14 protein-coding genes and 1 tRNA gene are annotated in these 18,716 nt (G+C 65.0%); 6 read left to right on the top strand and 9 right to left on the bottom strand.

Annotated features, from left to right (window positions below; genetic code table 11):
- Positions 1 to 77: 77 nt before the first annotated feature.
- Genes glgX through LL06_RS09855 form a run of 6 tightly spaced genes read right to left on the bottom strand, consistent with a single transcriptional unit; the run spans position 78 to position 11,105 of the window.
- Positions 78 to 2,057 (bottom strand): glycogen debranching protein GlgX, encoded by a 1,980-nt coding sequence (gene glgX / locus LL06_RS09830; protein ID WP_052161370.1) that lies wholly within the window; start codon positions 2,055 to 2,057, stop codon positions 78 to 80.
- Positions 2,057 to 3,685, bottom strand: coding sequence for an alpha-D-glucose phosphate-specific phosphoglucomutase (locus tag LL06_RS09835; RefSeq protein ID WP_035525613.1), 1,629 nt, complete (start codon positions 3,683 to 3,685; stop codon positions 2,057 to 2,059). Before LL06_RS09835 ends, glgX begins: the two co-directional genes overlap by 1 nt.
- The gene (gene glgA, locus LL06_RS09840; RefSeq protein ID WP_035525615.1) at positions 3,682 to 5,133 is read right to left on the bottom strand and encodes a glycogen synthase GlgA; all 1,452 of its coding nucleotides are present in this window, start codon (positions 5,131 to 5,133) and stop codon (positions 3,682 to 3,684) included. The genes LL06_RS09835 and glgA overlap by 4 nt, the downstream gene beginning before the upstream one ends.
- The gene (gene glgC, locus LL06_RS09845; protein WP_035525617.1) at positions 5,130 to 6,401 is read right to left on the bottom strand and encodes a glucose-1-phosphate adenylyltransferase; all 1,272 of its coding nucleotides are present in this window, start codon (positions 6,399 to 6,401) and stop codon (positions 5,130 to 5,132) included. The genes glgA and glgC overlap by 4 nt, the downstream gene beginning before the upstream one ends.
- A 34-nt stretch (positions 6,402 to 6,435) precedes the next feature.
- The gene (glgB, locus tag LL06_RS09850; protein WP_052161378.1) at positions 6,436 to 8,643 is read right to left on the bottom strand and encodes a 1,4-alpha-glucan branching protein GlgB; all 2,208 of its coding nucleotides are present in this window, start codon (positions 8,641 to 8,643) and stop codon (positions 6,436 to 6,438) included.
- Complete coding sequence (locus tag LL06_RS09855) at positions 8,640 to 11,105, bottom strand: glycogen/starch/alpha-glucan phosphorylase (protein ID WP_035525619.1); 2,466 nt, start codon at positions 11,103 to 11,105, stop codon at positions 8,640 to 8,642. The genes glgB and LL06_RS09855 overlap by 4 nt, the downstream gene beginning before the upstream one ends.
- 404 nt (positions 11,106 to 11,509) lie before the next feature.
- Between LL06_RS09855 and LL06_RS09860 the strand changes: the two genes are divergently transcribed.
- The 5 genes from LL06_RS09860 to LL06_RS09880 all read left to right on the top strand — a co-directional run bounded on the left by LL06_RS09860 (position 11,510) and on the right by LL06_RS09880 (position 15,628).
- A complete protein-coding gene (locus LL06_RS09860) occupies positions 11,510 to 12,337 on the top strand; it encodes a transporter substrate-binding domain-containing protein (RefSeq protein WP_152599556.1) in 828 nt (275 codons plus the stop codon).
- Positions 12,338 to 12,430: 93 nt separating this feature from the next.
- Positions 12,431 to 13,072, top strand: coding sequence for an amino acid ABC transporter permease (locus LL06_RS09865; RefSeq protein ID WP_035525622.1), 642 nt, complete (start codon positions 12,431 to 12,433; stop codon positions 13,070 to 13,072).
- The gene (locus LL06_RS09870; protein ID WP_035525624.1) at positions 13,069 to 13,737 is read left to right on the top strand and encodes an amino acid ABC transporter permease; all 669 of its coding nucleotides are present in this window, start codon (positions 13,069 to 13,071) and stop codon (positions 13,735 to 13,737) included. The genes LL06_RS09865 and LL06_RS09870 overlap by 4 nt, the downstream gene beginning before the upstream one ends.
- Entirely contained in the window at positions 13,734 to 14,528 is a 795-nt protein-coding gene (locus tag LL06_RS09875) for an amino acid ABC transporter ATP-binding protein (RefSeq protein ID WP_035525626.1), read from the top strand. The genes LL06_RS09870 and LL06_RS09875 overlap by 4 nt, the downstream gene beginning before the upstream one ends.
- 62 nt (positions 14,529 to 14,590) lie before the next feature.
- Positions 14,591 to 15,628, top strand: a complete 1,038-nt coding sequence (locus LL06_RS09880) for an aromatic ring-hydroxylating dioxygenase subunit alpha (RefSeq protein ID WP_035525628.1) — start codon at positions 14,591 to 14,593, stop codon at positions 15,626 to 15,628.
- A 28-nt stretch (positions 15,629 to 15,656) separates the two neighbouring features.
- Here the strand turns inward: LL06_RS09880 and LL06_RS09885 are convergent, their stop codons facing one another.
- From LL06_RS09885 to LL06_RS09895, 3 genes are all read right to left on the bottom strand, one after another.
- Entirely contained in the window at positions 15,657 to 16,631 is a 975-nt protein-coding gene (locus LL06_RS09885; RefSeq protein WP_035525630.1) for an agmatinase, read from the bottom strand.
- A gap of 220 nt (positions 16,632 to 16,851) precedes the next feature.
- Positions 16,852 to 16,926: transfer RNA gene (locus LL06_RS09890), tRNA-Val, on the bottom strand.
- A 195-nt stretch (positions 16,927 to 17,121) separates the two neighbouring features.
- Positions 17,122 to 17,487 (bottom strand): response regulator, encoded by a 366-nt coding sequence (locus LL06_RS09895; protein WP_035525632.1) that lies wholly within the window; start codon positions 17,485 to 17,487, stop codon positions 17,122 to 17,124.
- 173 nt (positions 17,488 to 17,660) lie between these two features.
- Here LL06_RS09895 and LL06_RS09900 point away from each other — a divergent pair, with 173 nt between their 5' ends.
- The gene (locus tag LL06_RS09900) at positions 17,661 to 18,569 is read left to right on the top strand and encodes an N-formylglutamate amidohydrolase (protein WP_052161371.1); all 909 of its coding nucleotides are present in this window, start codon (positions 17,661 to 17,663) and stop codon (positions 18,567 to 18,569) included.
- The last annotated feature ends 147 nt before the right edge of the window (positions 18,570 to 18,716 follow it).

The raw sequence follows: 18,716 nt of genomic DNA on the forward strand, positions 1-18,716 counted from the left end.
ATTGCACCACTTCATTGCAATTGGGCAGCAACTTGTGGCCGGAGGCCACGAGCCCACATCTTTTTGCCGCGATCGCCTCAGCCCTGCTTCGGCGTTTCCCGCCAGCACAGGACGGAGCGGGGCGCAACCACGCCGTCCTCCGCAGCCCCCGGCGTGGCCGGTCGCCAGCGGCCCGCGCTGTCGGGCAGCCGGCAGGGGATCGCGTGGCGGGCCCGGTTGAACGCGATTGCAATCCGCTCCCCGGGCTTTCCCAGCACCATCAGGAAGCAATGGCCGTCGGCGTCTTCCCAGTGGTCGGGCGCCATCGGCCCGCCATCCGGCGTCAGCCAGGCGGCGTGATCCTGGTCGCCGATGCCATTCGCGTCCTCGAGGAATTCCGTCCGGATGAGGAGGTCGGATTTCGCCCTGAACTCGGCCCAGGCGCGGGTGAAGTCGAGGCGGTCGTGATTGAGCTTGCTCCAGTCCCGCCAGGTGATGGCGTTGTCCTGGGCATAGGCATTGTTGTTGCCGCCCTGGCTGTGGCCGAATTCGTCGCCCGCGGTCATCAGGATGGCGCCGCGGCTTGCGAACACGCTGGCGATCAGGGCGCGGGCGTCGGCCTCGCGGGCGGCGAGGATGGCCGGGTCGTCGCTCGGGCCTTCCACGCCGTTGTTCCAGGAGTGATTGGCGTCGTGTCCGTCCTGGTTGTCCTCGCCATTGGCTTGATTGTGCTTGGTTTCATAGGCCACGACATCGGCGAGCGAGAATCCGTCATGGGCGGCGACGAAGTTGACGCTTCGGGTCCGGGTGGCGCCATCGCGCGCGAAAATGTTGGAGGAGCCGGACAGCCGGGTCGCAAAGGCCCCGGTCGCGGCCTTATCGCCGCGCCAGAAACGGCGCATGTCGTCGCGCGCATGGTCGTTCCACTCAAGCCAGGGCGCTCCGAATTTTCCGAGCTGGTAGCCGCCCGGGCCGATGTCCCAGGGCTCGGCGATCAGCATCGTGTCCTTGAGCACCGGGTCCTCGACGATGCGCCGCAGAAGCGCGGCGTCGGCGGAAAACCCGCTCCGGTCACGGCCGAGAATCGGCGCCAGATCGAAGCGGAACCCGTCAATGCCGGCCTGGGTCACGAAATGGCGCATCGCCGCCAGCACCAGGTCCTGAACCGTTGGGTGGTCGCAGGCGAGCGTGTTGCCGCAGCCGGTGTCGTTGACCAGCCGGCCACGGTCGTCATGGCGATAATAGGTCCGGTTGCCGAGCCCGCGCAGCGACAGCGTCGGACCCTCGATGTCGCTTTCGCCGGTGTGGTTGAAGACGACATCGAGGATGACGCCGATGCCCGCCGCATGAAGCGCCGTCGTGGCGGAGCGCAGGTCGGCGATGCCGCCTGGCGCCAGGCGCGGATCGAGCGCCAGCATGGTCACCGGATTGTAGCCCCAGGCATTGGTCAGTCCCAGCGGCGGCAGGTGCCGCTCGTCGATCCAGGCCGTGACCGGCATCAGTTCGACGGCGCTGACATGAAGCGAGGTGAGGTGCTCGAGGATCGCCGGATGGGCGAGCGCCCGCAGGGTTCCGCGATCGGCCCGGGGAATGTCGGGATGCAGAAGCGTGAAGGCGCGCACCGGCAGTTCGTAGATCAGCCCGCCGGGCTTCATGGCCGGGCGTGGCGCGGTCCATGCCGGCCCGGGTCTTTCGACCAGCGCCTTCGGCACAAGGGGTGCGGTCTCCGTGCCGCGCTCCGCCAGGCGCGGATCGTAGGCGAAGGGGCGGTCGATGCGCAGCGCGTAAGGATCGACCAGAAGCTTGGCCGGATCGAAGCGGTGTCCTTCCTCGGGCCGCCATGGTCCGCGGGCGCGAAAGCCGTAGCGCGCGCCTTCGCCGACGCCCGGCAGAAAACCCGAAAATAGCCCGTCGCCGGCAAGGGCGAGCTCGCGGCGCGCGGTTTCCCGGTCGTCGGCGTCGAACAGGCAGACGCACACCGAATCGGCCGAAGGCGCCTCGACGGTGAAGCGCACGCCGTCGGCGGTCAGCTCCGCGCCGGGGGCCGGCGGGGCGCGAAAGTCAAGGGACTCGCGCATCAGGTGATGACGGTGGGGGCGTCGCGCCCGGTCCATCCGCGGATGCCGGCAAGGCTCTCGGCGGCTGCGATCACCGGCGCCAGTGCGTCCTGCGTTTCCTGGCCGTGGCGTGCGGGATCGGGTTCATGGCGCTCCATGTAGACCCTCAGCGTCGCGCCCGAGGTGCCGGTGCCCGACAGGCGGAACACCAGCCGCGACCCGCCCTCGAAGAAGATCCGGAGTCCCTGGTTGCGGCTCACCGACCCGTCCACCGGGTCGTGATAGGTGAAGCTGTCGGCCTTCTCGATGGTGAGAGATCCGGCCTCATGGCCGGCGAGACCATCGAGCCTGGCCTCGAGCGCGGCGACGAGCCCGTTGGCCTGGTCGGTGTCGATCGCCTCGTAATCATGCCGGGAATAATAGGTGCGGCCGTATTCGGCCCAGTGATCCTCGACGATCTGTTTCACGCTCTGCTTGCGCACCGCCAGGATGTTGAGCCACAGCAGCACGGCCCAGAGCCCGTCCTTTTCGCGCACATGGTCGGAGCCGGTGCCGGCGCTTTCCTCGCCGCAGATGGTGCAGCGGCCGGCGTCGAGCAGGTTGCCGAAGAACTTCCAGCCGGTCGGCGTCTCGTGCATCTCGACGCCGAGCTTGGCGGCGACGCGGTCAGCCGCGCCGCTGGTGGGCATCGAGCGGGCGATGCCCTTGAGGCCGCCCTTGTAGCCCGGCGCAAGATGGGCGTTGGCGGCGAGCATGGCAAGCGAATCCGACGGCGTGACGAAGACGCCGCGGCCGATGATCAGGTTGCGGTCGCCGTCGCCATCCGAGGCCGCGCCAAAATCGGGCGCGTCAGGCCCCATCATCAGGTCATAGAGTTCCTTGGCGTGGACCAGGTTGGGATCGGGATGATGGCCACCGAAATCCTCAAGAGGCGTGGCGTTGAGCACCGAGGCCTCATCGACGCCCAGGCGCTTGACCAGGATCTCGCGCGCATAGGGGCCGGTGACGGCGTGCATGGCGTCGAAGGCGATCCTGAATCCGCCCGACACCAGCGCGCGGATGGCGTCGAAATCAAACAGCGTCTCCATCAAGGCGGCATAGTCGGCGACGGGATCGACGACCTCGATGGTCATGCCCGCGCCTTCGAAGGTGCCAAGGCTGTCAAGATTGACGGCCTCGAAATCGGCGATCCTGTAGCGGTCGATGGTCTGGGTCCGGGCATAGATCGCCTCGGTGATCTTTTCCGGCGCGGGACCGCCGTTGGAGATGTTGTACTTGATGCCGAAATCCTCGGTGGGGCCGCCGGGATTGTGGCTTGCCGACAGGATCAGTCCGCCGAAGGCCTGGTATTTGCGGATCAGGTGCGAGGCGGCGGGTGTCGACAGGATGCCGCCCTGGCCGACGAGGACGCGGCCGAAGCCATTGGCGGCGGCCATGGCGATCGCAGTCTGGATGACTTCCCGGTTGTAGAACCTGCCGTCGCCGCCGATCACCAGGGTCTTGCCCTGATAGTCTTCAAGGCTGTCGAACACCGACTGGATGAAGGCTTCGGTATAGCCCGGCGTCTGGAAGACGGGCACCTTCTTGCGCAGGCCGGACGTGCCGGGTTTCTGGTCCTTGAAGGGGGTGACGGAAACGGTCCGGATCATGGATTTTCACTCTTTGCGGCAAGGAGTTGGGCATAAAGGCTGGCATAGCGCAGGGCGCTGCGGTCCCAGGAGACATCGGCCTTCATGCCCTGATTCTGGAGCCGCGCCCAGATCTTGGGCTCGGCAAACGCCCGGATCGCGCGGCGCAGCGCCTCGCGCAGGGCATCGGCGGTGACGGGCGAAAACTGGAAGCCCGTCGCCACGCGCGCGGCGATTGCCGCTTCATTGGCGTCGATGACCGTGTCGGCCAGGCCGCCGGTGCGCGACACCACGGGCACGTTGCCGTAGCGCAGGCCGTAGAGCTGGGTCAGGCCACAGGGCTCGAAGCGCGACGGCACCAGGATCAGGTCGCCGCCGGCCTGCATCAGATGCGACAACTGCTCGTCATAGCCGATCGCCAGTCCGACCCGGCCGGGATGGCGGTGGGCTGCCGCCTGCAGGGCAGCCTCGAGCGCATGATCGCCGGAGCCCAGCACCGCAAGCTTGCCGCCCATGGCGACGAGATCGTCGACACACTCGGCAAGCACGTCGATGCCCTTCTGCCAGGTCAGCCGGCTGACCACGGTGAAGACCGGGCCATCGGTGTCGGCGAAGCCGAACCTCTCGGCCAGCGCCACCCGGTTGGCCTGGCGCAGCTTCAGCTTGGACAGGGTGTAGGTTCCGGCAATCAGCGGATCGGTCGCCGGATCCCAGACCTTGGTGTCGATGCCGTTGACGATGCCGTGCAGGTCGCCGGAGCGGGCGTTGATCAGCCCGTCCAGGCCCATCCCGAACTCGGCCGTCCTGATCTCCTGGGCATAGGTCGGGCTGACCGTGGTAATGGCCGAGGCCATCTGCAGCCCGCCCTTGAGGAAGCTGACATCGCCGTAATACTCGAGCCCGTCGACCGAGAAGACCGAGGGCGGCAGGCCGAGCTGCGGGAAGATCTCCGGCCCGAACTGGCCCTGGAACGCCAGATTGTGCACGGTCATCACGGTGGGCGTCGCCGCGGCCGTGCCCTGCCGCAGATAGACCGGGACCAGTCCCGCCTGCCAGTCATGGGCATGGACGATGTCGGGGAACCAGCGCTCCAGCCCGTCCTCGGCGACGGTGGCCGCTGCCCGGCACAGGGCGGCAAAGCGCCGCCAGTTGTCGGGGTGATCGGCGCCCGCCGCATCCGTGTAGGGTCCGCCGTCGCGGTCGTACAAATGCGGCGCGTCCAGCACGAGATATTGCAGGCCGTCGATCCTGCAGGCGAGGATCGAGGCGGGCGCGCCGAACAGGTCGGCAAACTCCAGCATCCGCACCGGGTTTCTGAGCTTCGCCATCACCTGCTTGTAGCCCGGCAGCAGCACCTGCATGTCGACGCCGTAGGCCGCCAGGGCCGCGGGCAGGGCGCCCGCGACATCGGCAAGCCCGCCGGTCTTGATCAGCGGGTAGACTTCGGAGGCGACGGAAAGAACCTTCATTCGTAGATCAGCCCCGCGCGGTCGAGCATGTCCTGGGTGATCAGGCAGATCCCGGTTTCGCTGCGATAGAAGCGGGTCGCGTCGAGCTCCGGGTCTTCGCCGACGATGAGGCCCGCCGGGATCTTGACGCCCCGGTCGATGACCACGCGGGAGAGGCTGGCGTGGCGGCCGATCACGCATTCGGGCAGGACCACCGCTTCGTTCAGCTTGGAGTAGGAGCGGCACAACACGCCGGTGAACAGGAGAGATTTCTGCACTTCGGAGCCGGAGATGATGCAGTCGCCCGACACCAGAGAGGAGATCGCGGTGCCGCGGCGGCCTTCCTCGTTGTGCACGAATTTCGCCGGCGGCTTGATTTCCGCATAGGTCCAGATCGGCCAGGACCGGTCGTAGAGATCGAGCTCCGGCAGGATCTCGGTCAGATCGATATTGGCCTGCCAATAGGCGTCGATGGTTCCGACATCGCGCCAGTAGGCTTCCTTGTCCGGCGTCTCGCGGACGCAGGAATCCGCAAACCGGTGCGCCACGGCTTTGCCGTTCTCGACGATGTAGGGAATGATGTCCTTGCCGAAGTCGCGGCTGGAGCCGGGCGTGGCGGCGTCGCGGCGCAACTCGTCCATCAGGAAGTCGGTGTTGAAGACATAGATCCCCATCGAGGCCAGAGCCATGTCGGGCTTGTCGGGCATCGCCGGCGGGTCGGCGGGCTTTTCGACGAAGGCGATGATCTCGTCCTTGTCGTTGACATGCATGACGCCGAAACCGGTCGCCTCCATGCGCGGCACTTCGAGGCAGCCCACGGTGACGTCCGCGCCGGAATTGACATGCTGCTGCAGCATCAATTCATAATCCATCTTGTAGATGTGATCGCCGGCGAGAATGACCATGAATTTCGGGTTGTAGCCTTCGATGATGTCGATGTTCTGGAACACGGCGTCCGCGGTGCCGTCATACCACTGGGTCTCCGACACGCGCTGGCTGGCGGGCAGGATGTCGAAGCTTTCGTTTCGTTCCGGGCGCAGGAAGTTCCAGCCGTGCTGCAGATGCCGGATCAGCGAGTGCGCCTTGTACTGGGTGGCCACGCCGATGCGCCGGATGCCCGAGTTGAGCGCATTGGACAGCGCGAAATCGATGATCCGCGACTTGCCGCCGAAATAGACCGCAGGCTTGGCGCGGCGGTTGGTGAGTTCCTTCAGGCGGCTGCCGCGGCCCCCCGCCAGAACATAGGCCATGGCGTCGCGCGCCAGTGGCTGAGACCTCTTTTGCTCCATGCAGTCCTCCCCTTTGTTCCGGTTCACGACCTCGCTAGGCGGGTGTGAACATCAGTGTCGCCAATGGCGGCAATGTCAGTTCCGCAATGGAGCGCCCATCCTCCAGACGTGTCGCCACCTCGCCGAGATTGCCCTTGCCGGACCCACCATAGATGGTTGAGTCCGAATTGAAAATCTCACGCCAGGTGCCTTCCTGCGGCATCGCCACCCGGTAGCCGACCCGGAAGGCCGGCGTCAGGTTCGCGACGATCACCACCGGCTTTTCACCGGGCGCGCGGCGGACCCAGGCAAACACCGAATTGGCGCTGTCGTCGGCGACCAGCCATTCGAAGCCTTCCGGTTCGCAATCGCGGGCGTGCAGGGCCGGCGTCCGGGCATACAGCCGGTTGAGATCGCGCACCAGGTCCTGCATGCCCGAGTGGCGCGGATCGTCGAGATGGTCCCAGTCAAGCTGCCGGGCCTCGCTCCACTCGCCGCGCTGGGCGAATTCCTGCCCCATGAACAGCAGCTTCTTGCCCGGGTAGCCCCACATGAAGCCGAAATAGGCGCGCAGATTGGCAAATTTCTGCCATTCGTCGCCGGCCATCCGGGTCAGCAGCGTGCCCTTGCCATGCACCACCTCGTCGTGGCTGATCGGCAGCACGAAATTCTCCGAGAAGGCGTAGAGCAGGCCGAAGGTCAGGTCATTGTGATGGTGGCTGCGATGGATCGGGTCGCGCTGAAAATAGTTCAGCGTGTCATGCATGAACCCCATGTTCCATTTGAAGCCGAAGCCGAGCCCGCCCTCGTGCACCGGGGCGGAAACCTTGGGCCAGGAGGTCGATTCCTCGGCAATGGTGACGATGCCGGGATGGCTGCCGTAGACGGCCTTGTTCATCTGGCGCAGGAATTCGACCGCGTCGAGGTTCTCCCGGCCGCCCTCCTTGTTGGGGATCCACTCGCCTTCCTTGCGGGAGTAATCGAGATAGAGCATCGAGGCCACCGCATCCACGCGCAGGCCGTCGACATGATAGGTCTCGGCCCAGAACAGCGCGTTGTTGACGAGGAAGGACGAGACCTCGCGCCGGCCAAAATTGTAGATCGCGGTGTTCCAGTCCGGATGAAACCCCTGGCGCGGATCGGCATGCTCATAAAGCGCGGTGCCGTCGAAATGCGCCAGGCCATGGGCGTCGGTGGGGAAATGCGCCGGCACCCAGTCGACGATGACGCCGAGGCCCACCTGGTGTGCGCCGTCAACGAAGCGGGCGAAGCCCTCGGGCTCGCCGAAGCGGGCAGAGGGCGCGTAGAGCCCGGTGGTCTGGTATCCCCAGGAGGGATCGTAAGGGTGCTCGGAGACCGGCAGGAATTCGATGTGGGTGAAGCCCATTTCCACGCAATAGGGAATGAGCTCGTCGCCGAGCTCGTCCCAGGACATGAAAGTCCCGTCGGCGCGCCGGCGCCAGGAGCCGGGGTGGACCTCGTAGATCGACATCGGTTGCCGGCGGGCGTCGACCTTGCTCCAGTGGGCGCGGTGGGCGCTGTCGCCCCATTCGTGGTCGAGGTCGGCGGCGACGATGGACGCGGTGGCCGGCCTGAGTTCGGCGCGGCGGGCGAAGGGGTCCGCCTTCAGCGGCAGTCTCTCGCCGTTTGGCCCGAGGATCTCGTATTTGTAGGCCGAGCCGGGCCTGACGCCGGGCGCGAAGATTTCCCAGATCCCGACATCGGCGCGGCGGCGCATGACATGGCGGCGGCCGTCCCAGTCGTTGAAATCGCCGACGACGGAGACGCGGCGCGCATTGGGCGCCCAGACGGCGAAATGCACCCCGTCCGACCCCTCATGATGGATCGGATGGGCGCCGAGCTTGTCGAAAAGCCGCAAATGCGAGCCTTCGGCGATGAAGTAGTCGTCCATCGGGCCGAGCACGGGACCATAGGAGTAGGGGTCCGGGATCTCCCAGGCGGCGTCGGCGTTGGCTGCCGCGTAGCGCAGCGGCTGTCGTCCGGCAATGTCGATCGGTCCCTCGAACAGGCCCGGGGCTGCGCCCGGCTCGAGCAGCCCGGCGGGCTTGCCGTCGAGCGTCAGCGCCCTGATCTCGGTGGCGCCGGGTGCAAAGACGCGGGCGATGAACCCGCCATCAAATTGCTGCACGCCAAGAACGGAAAACGGGTTTCCATGCGTGCCGGAAGCGATCGCTTCTGCCTCGACGACCGGAAGGTGAAAGTCCTTCCGGATCGCATCGCGCACGGTTCCCTTTTGGGTCATGGGCCGGCTTTCCATATTTCCTTCGCATACTGCCGGATCGTGCGGTCCGAGGAGAACCAGCCGACACGCGCGGTATTGAGGATAGTACGGCCATACCAGGCCTCTTCGTCAACCCACAAACTGTCGACCTGGCGTTGCGCCTTGGCATAAGCGTCGAAATCGGCCGTGACCATGAACCAGTCGTGATCGTAAAGTCCCGAAATCAGGTCCGAAAACCGGTCGCGGTCGTCGGGGCTGAAAACGCCTGAGCGGATGGCGGTCAGCGCCTGCGACAATTCGCGCGAGGCTTCGATCGTCGCGCGCGGATCGAGGCCGGCGGCGCGCTGTTCGGCGACTTCCTCGGCGGTCAGACCGAAGATGACGATGTTGTCTTCGCCGACGCATTCGAGGATCTCGACATTGGCGCCGTCGAGCGTGCCGATGGTGAGCGCGCCGTTGAGCGCGAACTTCATGTTGCCGGTGCCCGAGGCTTCCATGCCGGCCGTCGAGATCTGCTCGGACAGGTCGGCGGCGGGAACCATCACCTCGGCGAGCGAGACGTTGTAGTTGGGAATGAAGACGATCTTGAGCAGGCCGCGCACGGTCGGGTCGTTGTTGATGACCCGGGCCACGTCATTGGCCAGCTTGATGATCAGCTTGGCGTTGTGATAGCTCGGCGCCGCCTTGCCGGCGAAGAATTTCACCCGCGGCGTCCAGTCCAGTTCCGGGTGCGAGCGGATCTGGTCGTAGAGCGCCACCGCCTCGATGATGTTGAGCAATTGCCGCTTGTACTCGTGGATGCGCTTGATCTGGATGTCGAACAGGGATGAGGGATCGAGCCTGATGCCCATGCGGCGGGCGACCAGGTTGGACAGCCGCGCCTTGTTGTCGCGCTTGACGGCGGCGAAACGGGCGCGGAATTCCGAATCCCGCGCGAAGGGCTCCAGCGCTTTCAGCGCTTCGGCGTCGTCCATGAAGCCGTCGCCGATCGCCTCGCGGACCAGCGAGAACAGGCCGGGATTGCACTGCATCAGCCACCGGCGCGGGGTGATGCCGTTCGTCTTGTTGTTGATGCGTTCGGGATAGAGTCCGTGCAGGTCGGAGAAAACCGTCTTCTTCATCAGCTCGGTGTGCAGCGCCGAGACGCCGTTGATCGAGTGCGAGCCCAGGAAGGCCAGGTTGCCCATGCGCACGCGCCGGTCGCCGCCCTCGTCGATCAGCGAGACCGAGCGGATCTGCTCCTCCTCGTAGCCGCGCTCCTTGCGGGCATGGCGCAGCACCTTGGCGTTGATGGCGTAGACCAGTTGCATGTGCCGCGGCAGCAGCCGTTCGAACAGCGGCACCGGCCAGCTTTCCAGCGCTTCGGGCAGAAGCGTGTGGTTGGTGTAGCTGAAGGTCTCGCGGGTGATGTCCCAGGCCTGGTCGAAGTCCATGCGGTGTATGTCGATCAGGAGCCGCATCAGTTCGGCGACGGAGACCGCCGGATGGGTGTCGTTGAGCTGGATGGCGGCCTTCTGCGACAGCGAGCGCAGGTCGCCATATTGCTGCAGATGCCGGCGAAGGATGTCCTGCAGCGACGCCGAGGAGAAGAAATATTCCTGGCGCAGCCGCAGTTCCTGGCCGGCCGGGGTCTGGTCGGCCGGATAGAGCACGCGGGCGAGCGCTTCGGCCTTGTTGCTCTCGCGCAGTGCGCCGATATGGTCGCCGGCATTGAAGGCGTCGAGCAGGATCGGATCGATCGGCTGGGCGGTCCAGAGTCTCAGCGTGTTGACGCGCTTGGCGCGCCAGCCGACCACGGGCGTGTCGTAGGCGGTGGCGATCATGCGCTCCTGCGGCTTCCAGATGCAGCGCTGGGTTTCCTCCGAGCCGTTGCCGATGGTGTCGACCGAGCCGCCGAAGCCGATCTCATAAGCGCTCTCGCGGCGCTGGAACTCCCAGGGGTTGCCGTTGGCGAGCCAGGTCTCGGGCAGTTCGACCTGCCAGCCGTCGCTCATCTGCTGGCGGAACAGGCCGTGGACGTAGCGGATGCCGTAGCCATAGGCGGGGATATCGACGGTGGCCATGGATTCCATGAAGCAGGCGGCGAGCCGTCCTAGGCCGCCATTCCCCAGCGCCGCGTCGGGTTCGAGCGCGGCCACTGCATCGAAATCCACGCCCAGGGAATTGAGCGCCTCGCGGACCTCGTCGATCATGCCGAGATTGGAGACCGCGTCGCGGGTCAGCCGGCCGATCAGGAATTCCAGCGAGAGATAATAGACCCGCTTGCCGCCGGTCTCATAGGTCTGGCGCGTGGAGGCCATCCACCGGTCGATCACCCGGTCGCGGATCACCAGAATGGTGGCGGTCATCCAGTCATGCGGCTTGGCGACCTTGGCGTCCTTGCCGATGGAATAGGTCAGGCGCTCGATGATCTCGGCTGCGAGGGTGGCCGGTTCGGCGCTTCGCGGGGCGGGAGAGGGGAGGTCGGCGGACTTGGTGATCATCAAATGTCCCGTTCTTCTTGGGCCTGCGCGCGGCGGACGCCGTCGGCGCGCAGGAATTGACGTGAGCGAGCGTTTGACAGAGCATTGAATGATTTTACCGTCAATATCCAGAATTAAATCCATTAGATCGCGCATTCTCCGGGAAAATGTCGCGGTTCCCCGGTCATCCCAGCCTGTTTTTTGGCCGTTCTGGCGTGAAAGCGGGCAGGCGGGGCGAACCTCGTCCGTGGCGGGGGCAGGGGCATGCCTGCGCATGCTCTTGAGACCGGAATGCACAAATTGTGAGCGTGACCTTTTTTTTGGCAAAGGCCGATTGACAACGGGCGGGAACCGAGTTTCTTTTTGTTCATACAAAACGATCGGACGCCGTCGAAGGCGCCGACATCCAGAAGGGACAGCCAGACATGAACTTCAAAGCACTCATGACCACAGCCATCGCGGGTTTCATCGGCCTGGCCGCCCTGGGCGCGGCGCATGCCGAGGATGTTCTTGACAAGGTCAAGGCGGCCGGCGTCCTCAAGGTCGGCACCGAAACCGCCTTCGCCCCGTTCGATTTCATTGACGCGGGCGAGCATGTCGGCCTCAATGTCGATCTGTTCGCCGAGATCGGCAAGGAACTCGGTGTCGAGATCGAATGGGTGACGCTGCCCTGGGACGGCGTGTTCCCGGGCCTGGAATCGGGCAAGTTCGACATGGTCGCGGGTCCGGCGACGATCACCAATGACCGCATGAAGCGGTTCCGCTTCACCTCGCCGATCGCCGAAGCCACCGTGGCGCTGCTCAAGAAAGCCGGTGACGAAACCATCATGAAACCCGAGGACATCGCCGGCAAGCCGGTCGGCTCGGGCAAGGCCACGGCGCAGCTCGCCCAGGTGATCGAGTACGGCAACACGCTGCCGAGCCCGATCGAGCCGATGGAATATGTGAGCTTCAACGAGGCCTATGCGGATCTCGCCGCCGGCCGCGTGGTGGCCGTGGCGAACTCGTTCCCCAACATCGCCTATGTCGCGCAGCAGCGCCCGGAAACCTTCGAGCTTGTCGAGCCGCCGTTCGGGGTCAAGACCTATTTCGGCTTTCCCGGCCGTCCCGAACCCGAATACGCCACGCTGATGGACGCGATCGACGCGGCGCTCGCCACCATCAAGGCCGATGGCCGCATGGGCGAGATCCAGAAGAAGTGGTTCGGCGTCGAATTCGACACGCCGGAAAAGATCGAAAAGGCCAATATCTGATCCGTCCCCAATTGAATGCCGCCGCCGGAGACCAGCTTCGGCGGCGGTCTGTTTCATTGCGGTGAATGATCGCGTTTCCGGAAAGGTCCTCCCATGTCATGGAAGCTGTTCTGGCTTCTGGTCGAGGCGTCGAGGCTGACGATCATCCTCAGCGCGGTCTCCATCTCCATCGGGTTTCTCCTCTCGTCGGTGGTTTGCGCTGCGGTGATGTCCGGCAACCGGACGGCGCGCATGGCGGGCAAGCTGTTCGTCAGCTTCTTCCGCGGGACACCGCTCCTCGTGCAGCTTCTGCTCATCTACTATCTCCTACCGCAGATCGGGCTGAACGTCCCGAGCGAGGTGGCGGCGATCGTCGGCATGTCCCTGTGCACCGCCGCCTATCAGGCCGAGATCCTGCGCGGGGGATTTGCGAGCGTTCCCAAGGGGCTGGTCGAGGCCGCGAACATGTGCGGCTTTTCGCCGGCGGCCACCTTCCGCAGGATCCGGCTGCCGATCGCCGTGCAACTGACGATCCCGGCGCTGACCAGCGAAGCCATCATGATGCTCAAATCCTCGTCGCTGGTCTCGGTGGTGGGCGTGATCGAACTCACGCGCATGGCGCAGGATCTGGCCGCCAGCACCTACCGGCCGCTGGAGCTCTATGCCGCCGCAGGCTTCGTCTATCTCGTCATCAACATCGTGGTCGCGGCCCTGGGCCTCGGGCTGGAACGGCGCATGAGCTGGGGGCGGCTATGACCTTCGATCTCGACCTCATCATCAGTTTCCTGCCCGATATCGTCCGGGCGCTGGGCGTCACCATCCTGTTGTGGATCGCCGGGTCGATCCTCGGCATCATCTTGGGCTTCGTGATCGCCGTCCTGCGCCGTTACGGCTCGCGGACGGTCGACCTCGCGCTGCTGGCGCCGGTCGAGCTGATCCGCGGCACGCCGTTCCTGGTGCAGGTTTTCCTGCTCTATTACGGAGGACCCTTCATCGGCCTGTCGCTCGACAGCATCACCGCGGGGCTTCTGGGGCTCACCATCTACGGGGCGGCCTATTATTCCGAGCTGTGGCGCAGCGGCTTCATCGCCATTCCCAAGGGGCACATCGAGGCCGCGCAATGCGTCGGGCTCAACCGCAGGCAGACGCTCAGGCGGATCATCCTGCCCGAAATGACCATGCTGCTGCTGCCGTCCATGGTCAACATGACCATTCTGATGCTCAAGGAGACCGCCATCCTGTCGATCATATCAGTGCCCGAACTGACCCTCGCCGTCAGCGCGCTGGGCACGAAATATTACGCCTTCGTCGAGGGCTTCGCCATTCTGGCGCTGGTCTACTGGGCTCTGGTGGAAGCCTGCAGCGCAATGGGCCGCTATGCCGAAAGCCGACTTTCCAAATACAGGTTCGCAGCAACATGACCGATACGCCCGCCATCAAGGTTGAAAAGCTCGTCAAGCGGTTTGGCAAGAACACGGTGCTTGACGGCATCGATCTGATCGTGCCGCGGGGTCAGGTCACCTGCCTGATCGGTCCGTCGGGCTCGGGCAAGAGCACGCTCCTGCGCTGCATCGCGCTGCTTGAGGAAGCCAATGAAGGCTTCATCGAGATCGACGGCGAACCGCTGGGTTTCAGCAGCGGAGACTTCGGCGAGCGCAACCGGCTGCCGGCTGCGCAGACCCGCAAGGTGCGCTCGCGCATCGGCATGGTGTTCCAGCAATTCAATCTCTGGCCGCACATGACGGCACTCGGCAATGTCGCCGAGGCACTGGTGACGGTGCGGGGAATGGCGCGCAAGGATGCGGAGGAGCGGGCCATGGCGCAATTGTCCAATGTGGGCCTGCGGGAGCGGGCCGGCCATTATCCGAGCGAGCTCTCGGGCGGCCAGCAGCAGCGGGTCGCCATCGCGCGTGCGCTGGCGCTGGATCCAGGCATCATGCTGTTTGACGAGCCGACCTCTTCGCTCGATCCGGAACTGACCGGAGAGGTTCTCAACGTCATGCGCGACCTCGCGCAAAGCGGCATGACCATGCTGGTCGTCACGCACGAGATCGGATTTGCGGCCTCGGTCGGGTCGAAGATCGTGTTCCTGGATCATGGAAAGAAGATCGTCGAGGGTAAGCCCGACGAGGTTTTCGGCAAGCCGCGGCATGAACGGATCGAGCAGTTCCTCGACACCTATCTCGACCGGGGCGCGGCGACGCTGCTTTGATGTGACAAAGCCGCAGAGGAATGAGACACTTCGGAGAGGCCGGGACGACGGGGAGACGTGCGATGTTTGTGAAGAATGCATGGTATGTGGCGGCCCTCGATCACGAGGTCGACCGCAAGCTCACCCAGGTCAGGATCCTGGGCGAGAACGTGCTGCTCTACAGGCGGCAGGACGGCGTGGCGGTGGCGCTCGAAGACGCCTGTCCGCACCGCAAGCTTCCCCTGTCGATGGGGCGGCTGCTGGGCGACGAGGTCGAGTGCGGCTATCACGGGCTGCGGTTTGATTGCGAGGGCACCTGCACCCGGGTTCCGGGCGCCGAACGCATTCCCCATGTCGCCCGGGTGCGCGCCTTTCCGCTGGTGGAGCGCTACGGCATGCTGTGGATCTGGCCCGGCGAAGCGGCGCTCGCCGATCCCGCCAGGATTTTCAGCATCGACCAGTGGGACAATCCCGACTGGGGCAAAAGCCGCGGCGACGCGATGGTGGTCGACTGCAACTATCTCTACATCACCGACAATCTGCTCGATCCCTCCCATGTCGCCTGGGTGCATCAATCGTCCTTCGGCAATGCGGCCTGCGAGGACGTGCCGGTCAACACGCTCGAAAAGGAAGACGGTGTTGTCGTCTCGCGCTGGATGCTCGATGTCGATGTGGCGCCGTTCTACGCGCCGTTCGTCAAGTTTACGGGCAACGCCGACCGCGAGCAGCATTACGAGGTGCGCTATCCGTGCCACGCCATCATCCGCGCCGTTTTCGTTCCGGCGGGAACCGGCGGGCCGGGCAAGCCATTGCACGAGGACGTGTTCCTCATGGACAGCTACAATTTCATGACGCCGATCGACGAGAAACGGACCCGCTACTTCTGGTTCCAGATGCGCAATTTCGCGCCGGGCGACGAGGAGGTATCGGCGCAGTTCGGACGCGCCGTCCAGGCGGCGTTCGAGGAGGACCGCATCGTGCTCAATGCCGTGCAGATCGGCATGGACACGATGACGACGCCCAACCTCAACCTGAAGATCGACAAGGGCCCGATCAAGTTCCGCCAGCAGATCGAGCGGATGGTCGATGCCGAACGGCGGATGCTGCAGGCGGCCGAATAGGACGCCACTTCGCTCCAATTGAGATGATTCAGGCCGGGTTTCGAGCGTTGACGGCGGTTGCGAGCACGCACAACAGTTCGAACATGATCGAGATGCCGAGCCAGGCTGTGCCGCCGGAGGCGTCGAACGGCGGCGAGACCTCGACGAGATCGGCGCCGATGATGTCGACGCCGGCAAGTTCACGGACAACCTGAAGCGCCTGGAACGAGTTCGGCCCGCCCACTTCCGGCGTTCCCGTTCCCGGCGCGAAGGCCGGATCGACGAAGTCGATGTCGTAGGAGACATAGGTCGGCTTTCCGCCGGCGATCTCGCGGGCCTCGGCCATCACGTCGGCGACGCCGCGGGCGAAGAACTCCTCGATCCGGATCAGGCGGACGCCGACGGCCTTCGCGAAATCCAGGTCTTCTGTGTCGTAGCTGGTGCCGCGGATGCCGATCTGCACCACGCGCTTGGGGTCGAGCAGGCCTTCCTCGATGGCGCGCCGGAACGGGGTGCCGTGGGTGAATCTGGAGCCGTTGAAATAGCTGTCGAACAGGTCGGTGTGGCTGTCGAAATGGATCATGCCGACCGGCGCATCTGACGCCAGTCCGCGCAGGATCGGCAGGGAGCACAGATGATCGCCGCCGGCCGTCAGCGGCGCTATGTCGGCCTGCTTTACCCGCGTGTAGAACGCGCTCATGCGGTTGAGCGAATCCATCAGGTCGGCCGGGTTGGGCGGGACATCGCCGAGATCGGCGCAATTGACCAGTTCGAACGGCCGGATGCCGGTGGCGCCGTTTCCGGCGCGGATCATGGTCGACAGGTCGCGCAACTGGCGCGGTCCATGCCGCGGCCCGGGCCGGTTGGTGGTGCCGCCGTCCCAGGGGGCGCCGATCAGGCCGATCTGGACCTCCGCGATGCGCGGGTCCTCGAGCGGCACATGCGGAAGACGCATGAACGTCGCCACGCCGGCAAATCGCGGCAGGTCAAAGCCCGACACGGGATGGAAAAACGGATCGCCCATGATGTCTCCGGAATGCGGGTGAGATGGAAACAATGTCCGGCATCGGGAGACGCCGGCCGGGCCGAGTTTAGACAGATTTCGGGGCCCGAGTCTCGCCGTTTCTGCGGCCGCAATCACTTTGGAATCGTCCGCCGGGACACGGCGCTTCCCTCGGAAGCGACAGGGCAAACGGGCGGATCCGGGGCTGTGTCGATGCTGTCGTCAAGGAAGGGGGATCGGATGGTGGGCGTAACAGGGATTGAACCTGTGACCCCTACAATGTCAATGTAGTGCTCTCCCGCTGAGCTATACGCCCATCCGATGCGCCGCATACACCACAGAAAGCCCCGCGGCGTCAACAAGAAAACGGTGCTTTTTTACCGATGGCCTTTTGCCGGCAATCGGGCTCGCGCGGGCCTTGCGCGGAGCGCCCGGCATGCCGGCGGGGCGATCCGCATCCACGGAGTCGCTGCGTCAGCGCTGGCGCCTGAGCAAAGGGGTTTGTCGGGGGTCAGGCGGCCTGGATCATCTTGTTGACCTCTTCGACGAGGTCGCGGAGGTGGAACGGCTTCGACAGGACTTTCGCATCCCGCGGCGCCTTGGAGTCGGGATTGAGCGCGACGGCGGCAAAGCCGGTGATGAACATGACCTTTAGATCGGGGTCGAGTTCGGTCGCCCGGCGGGCCAGTTCGATGCCGTCCATCTCCGGCATGACGATGTCGGTCAAAAGCAGCGAAAACGGTTCTTCGCGAAGACGGTCATAGGCGCTGGCGCCATTGTCAAAGGAGCGGACTTCATAGCCGGCCTTTTCGAGGGCCTTGACCAGGAAGCGGCGCATGTCGTTGTCGTCTTCGGCGAGGAGAATCTTCGGCGTCATTATGTTTCCAGACCTGTCTTCGTGCGCGCGGAGCGCTGCCTTGCCCATCTGTACGCCATTCCAGTAAACATCAAGTGAATGATGGCGATTTTGAGATGCAAGCGAGGCGGACTGGACAGCTTCGGGGGCAACTGGCAAGGTGATTCAAGCGGTTGCAGGGTAGAGGGACAAATATGCGCGAAGCCGACGTGCTGAAAGCGGGAAACGAGCCGGAACCGGTTGCGCCCTTTGAGATTCGCCGTCCGCTGCACCAGACCGAGCCCTTCGTGTTCAATTCGCCGCATTCGGGCCGCGTCTACCCCGACTCGTTTCTGGCCATGGCGCGGCTCGACCGGATGGCGATCCGGCGCTCGGAAGACCATTATGTCGACGAATTGTTCGCCGGCGTGATCCAGCTCGGCGCGCCGCTGCTCGCGGCCCAGTTTCCGCGCGCCTGGCTCGATGTCAACCGCGAGCCCTACGAGCTTGACCCGCGCATGTTCGACGGCGCGCTGCCGTCCTACGCCAATGTCGGATCGATGCGGGTGGCGGGCGGGCTGGGCACGATCCCGCGCCTCGTCGCCGAGAACATGGAGATCTACCGGGGACGGCTCAGCGTCGAGGAGGGGCTCACGCGGATCGAGCGGGTCTACCGCCCCTATCACGCCACCCTGCGCCGCATCATCGCCCAGACCCATGTCCAGTTCGGCAAGGCGATCCTGATAGATTGCCATTCGATGCCGGCCAATGTGCGCATTGCCGGGGGCAACCAGAGGCCGGACATCATCGTCGGCGACCGCTATGGCGCCAGCGCCTCCCACGACCTCTCCCGGGCCGCCGTCTCGTTCCTGTCGGAACTCGGCTATCGCGTGGTGCGCAACAAGCCCTATGCGGGCGGCTTCATCACCGAGCACTACGGGCGCCCGGCGCGGGGGCTGCACGCGCTGCAGATCGAGGTCAACCGCGGCCTTTACGTCGACGAGTCGACGCTGGAGCGGACCGCCGGCTTTGACCTGCTCAAGGCGGACCTGACCGAGTTCGCGGGCCAGATGATGGCGCATGTGCGCCAGGATCTTGCCGAGGACCGCCTGGCCGCGGAATAGGCTTCGGAGCGGCGAGACCGCGGTGCCCAGTGCTGCCGGGTCCAAAAAAAACCGCGCTCGAAGCGCGGTAAAATCTAGGGAGGAAACGCCCAAGGAGGGCATTCACAGTCAAAGACTGTGGGTGAAGATTAATGCTGCAATGCACAA

The organism is Hoeflea sp. BAL378 (assembly GCF_000759435.1).
In the GTDB taxonomy this organism is placed as follows: Bacteria; Pseudomonadota; Alphaproteobacteria; order Rhizobiales; family Rhizobiaceae; genus Hoeflea.

What these genes read in the sequence shown, in the direction of transcription:
- LL06_RS09885 (WP_035525630.1), bottom strand. Translation starts at nt 16,631, where the DNA reads ATGGGCGATCCGTTTTTCCATCCCGTGTCGGGCTTTGACCTGCCGCGA.
- LL06_RS09865 (WP_035525622.1), top strand. Translation starts at nt 12,431, where the DNA reads ATGTCATGGAAGCTGTTCTGGCTTCTGGTCGAGGCGTCGAGGCTGACG.
- glgB (WP_052161378.1), bottom strand. Translation starts at nt 8,643, where the DNA reads ATGACCCAAAAGGGAACCGTGCGCGATGCGATCCGGAAGGACTTTCAC.
- LL06_RS09870 (WP_035525624.1), top strand. Translation starts at nt 13,069, where the DNA reads ATGACCTTCGATCTCGACCTCATCATCAGTTTCCTGCCCGATATCGTC.
- LL06_RS09895 (WP_035525632.1), bottom strand. Translation starts at nt 17,487, where the DNA reads ATGACGCCGAAGATTCTCCTCGCCGAAGACGACAACGACATGCGCCGC.
- glgX (WP_052161370.1), bottom strand. Translation starts at nt 2,057, where the DNA reads ATGCGCGAGTCCCTTGACTTTCGCGCCCCGCCGGCCCCCGGCGCGGAG.
- glgA (WP_035525615.1), bottom strand. Translation starts at nt 5,133, where the DNA reads ATGAAGGTTCTTTCCGTCGCCTCCGAAGTCTACCCGCTGATCAAGACC.
- LL06_RS09900 (WP_052161371.1), top strand. Translation starts at nt 17,661, where the DNA reads ATGCGCGAAGCCGACGTGCTGAAAGCGGGAAACGAGCCGGAACCGGTT.
- glgC (WP_035525617.1), bottom strand. Translation starts at nt 6,401, where the DNA reads ATGGAGCAAAAGAGGTCTCAGCCACTGGCGCGCGACGCCATGGCCTAT.
- LL06_RS09875 (WP_035525626.1), top strand. Translation starts at nt 13,734, where the DNA reads ATGACCGATACGCCCGCCATCAAGGTTGAAAAGCTCGTCAAGCGGTTT.
- LL06_RS09835 (WP_035525613.1), bottom strand. Translation starts at nt 3,685, where the DNA reads ATGATCCGGACCGTTTCCGTCACCCCCTTCAAGGACCAGAAACCCGGC.
- LL06_RS09880 (WP_035525628.1), top strand. Translation starts at nt 14,591, where the DNA reads ATGTTTGTGAAGAATGCATGGTATGTGGCGGCCCTCGATCACGAGGTC.
- LL06_RS09855 (WP_035525619.1), bottom strand. Translation starts at nt 11,105, where the DNA reads ATGATCACCAAGTCCGCCGACCTCCCCTCTCCCGCCCCGCGAAGCGCC.
- LL06_RS09860 (WP_152599556.1), top strand. Translation starts at nt 11,510, where the DNA reads ATGAACTTCAAAGCACTCATGACCACAGCCATCGCGGGTTTCATCGGC.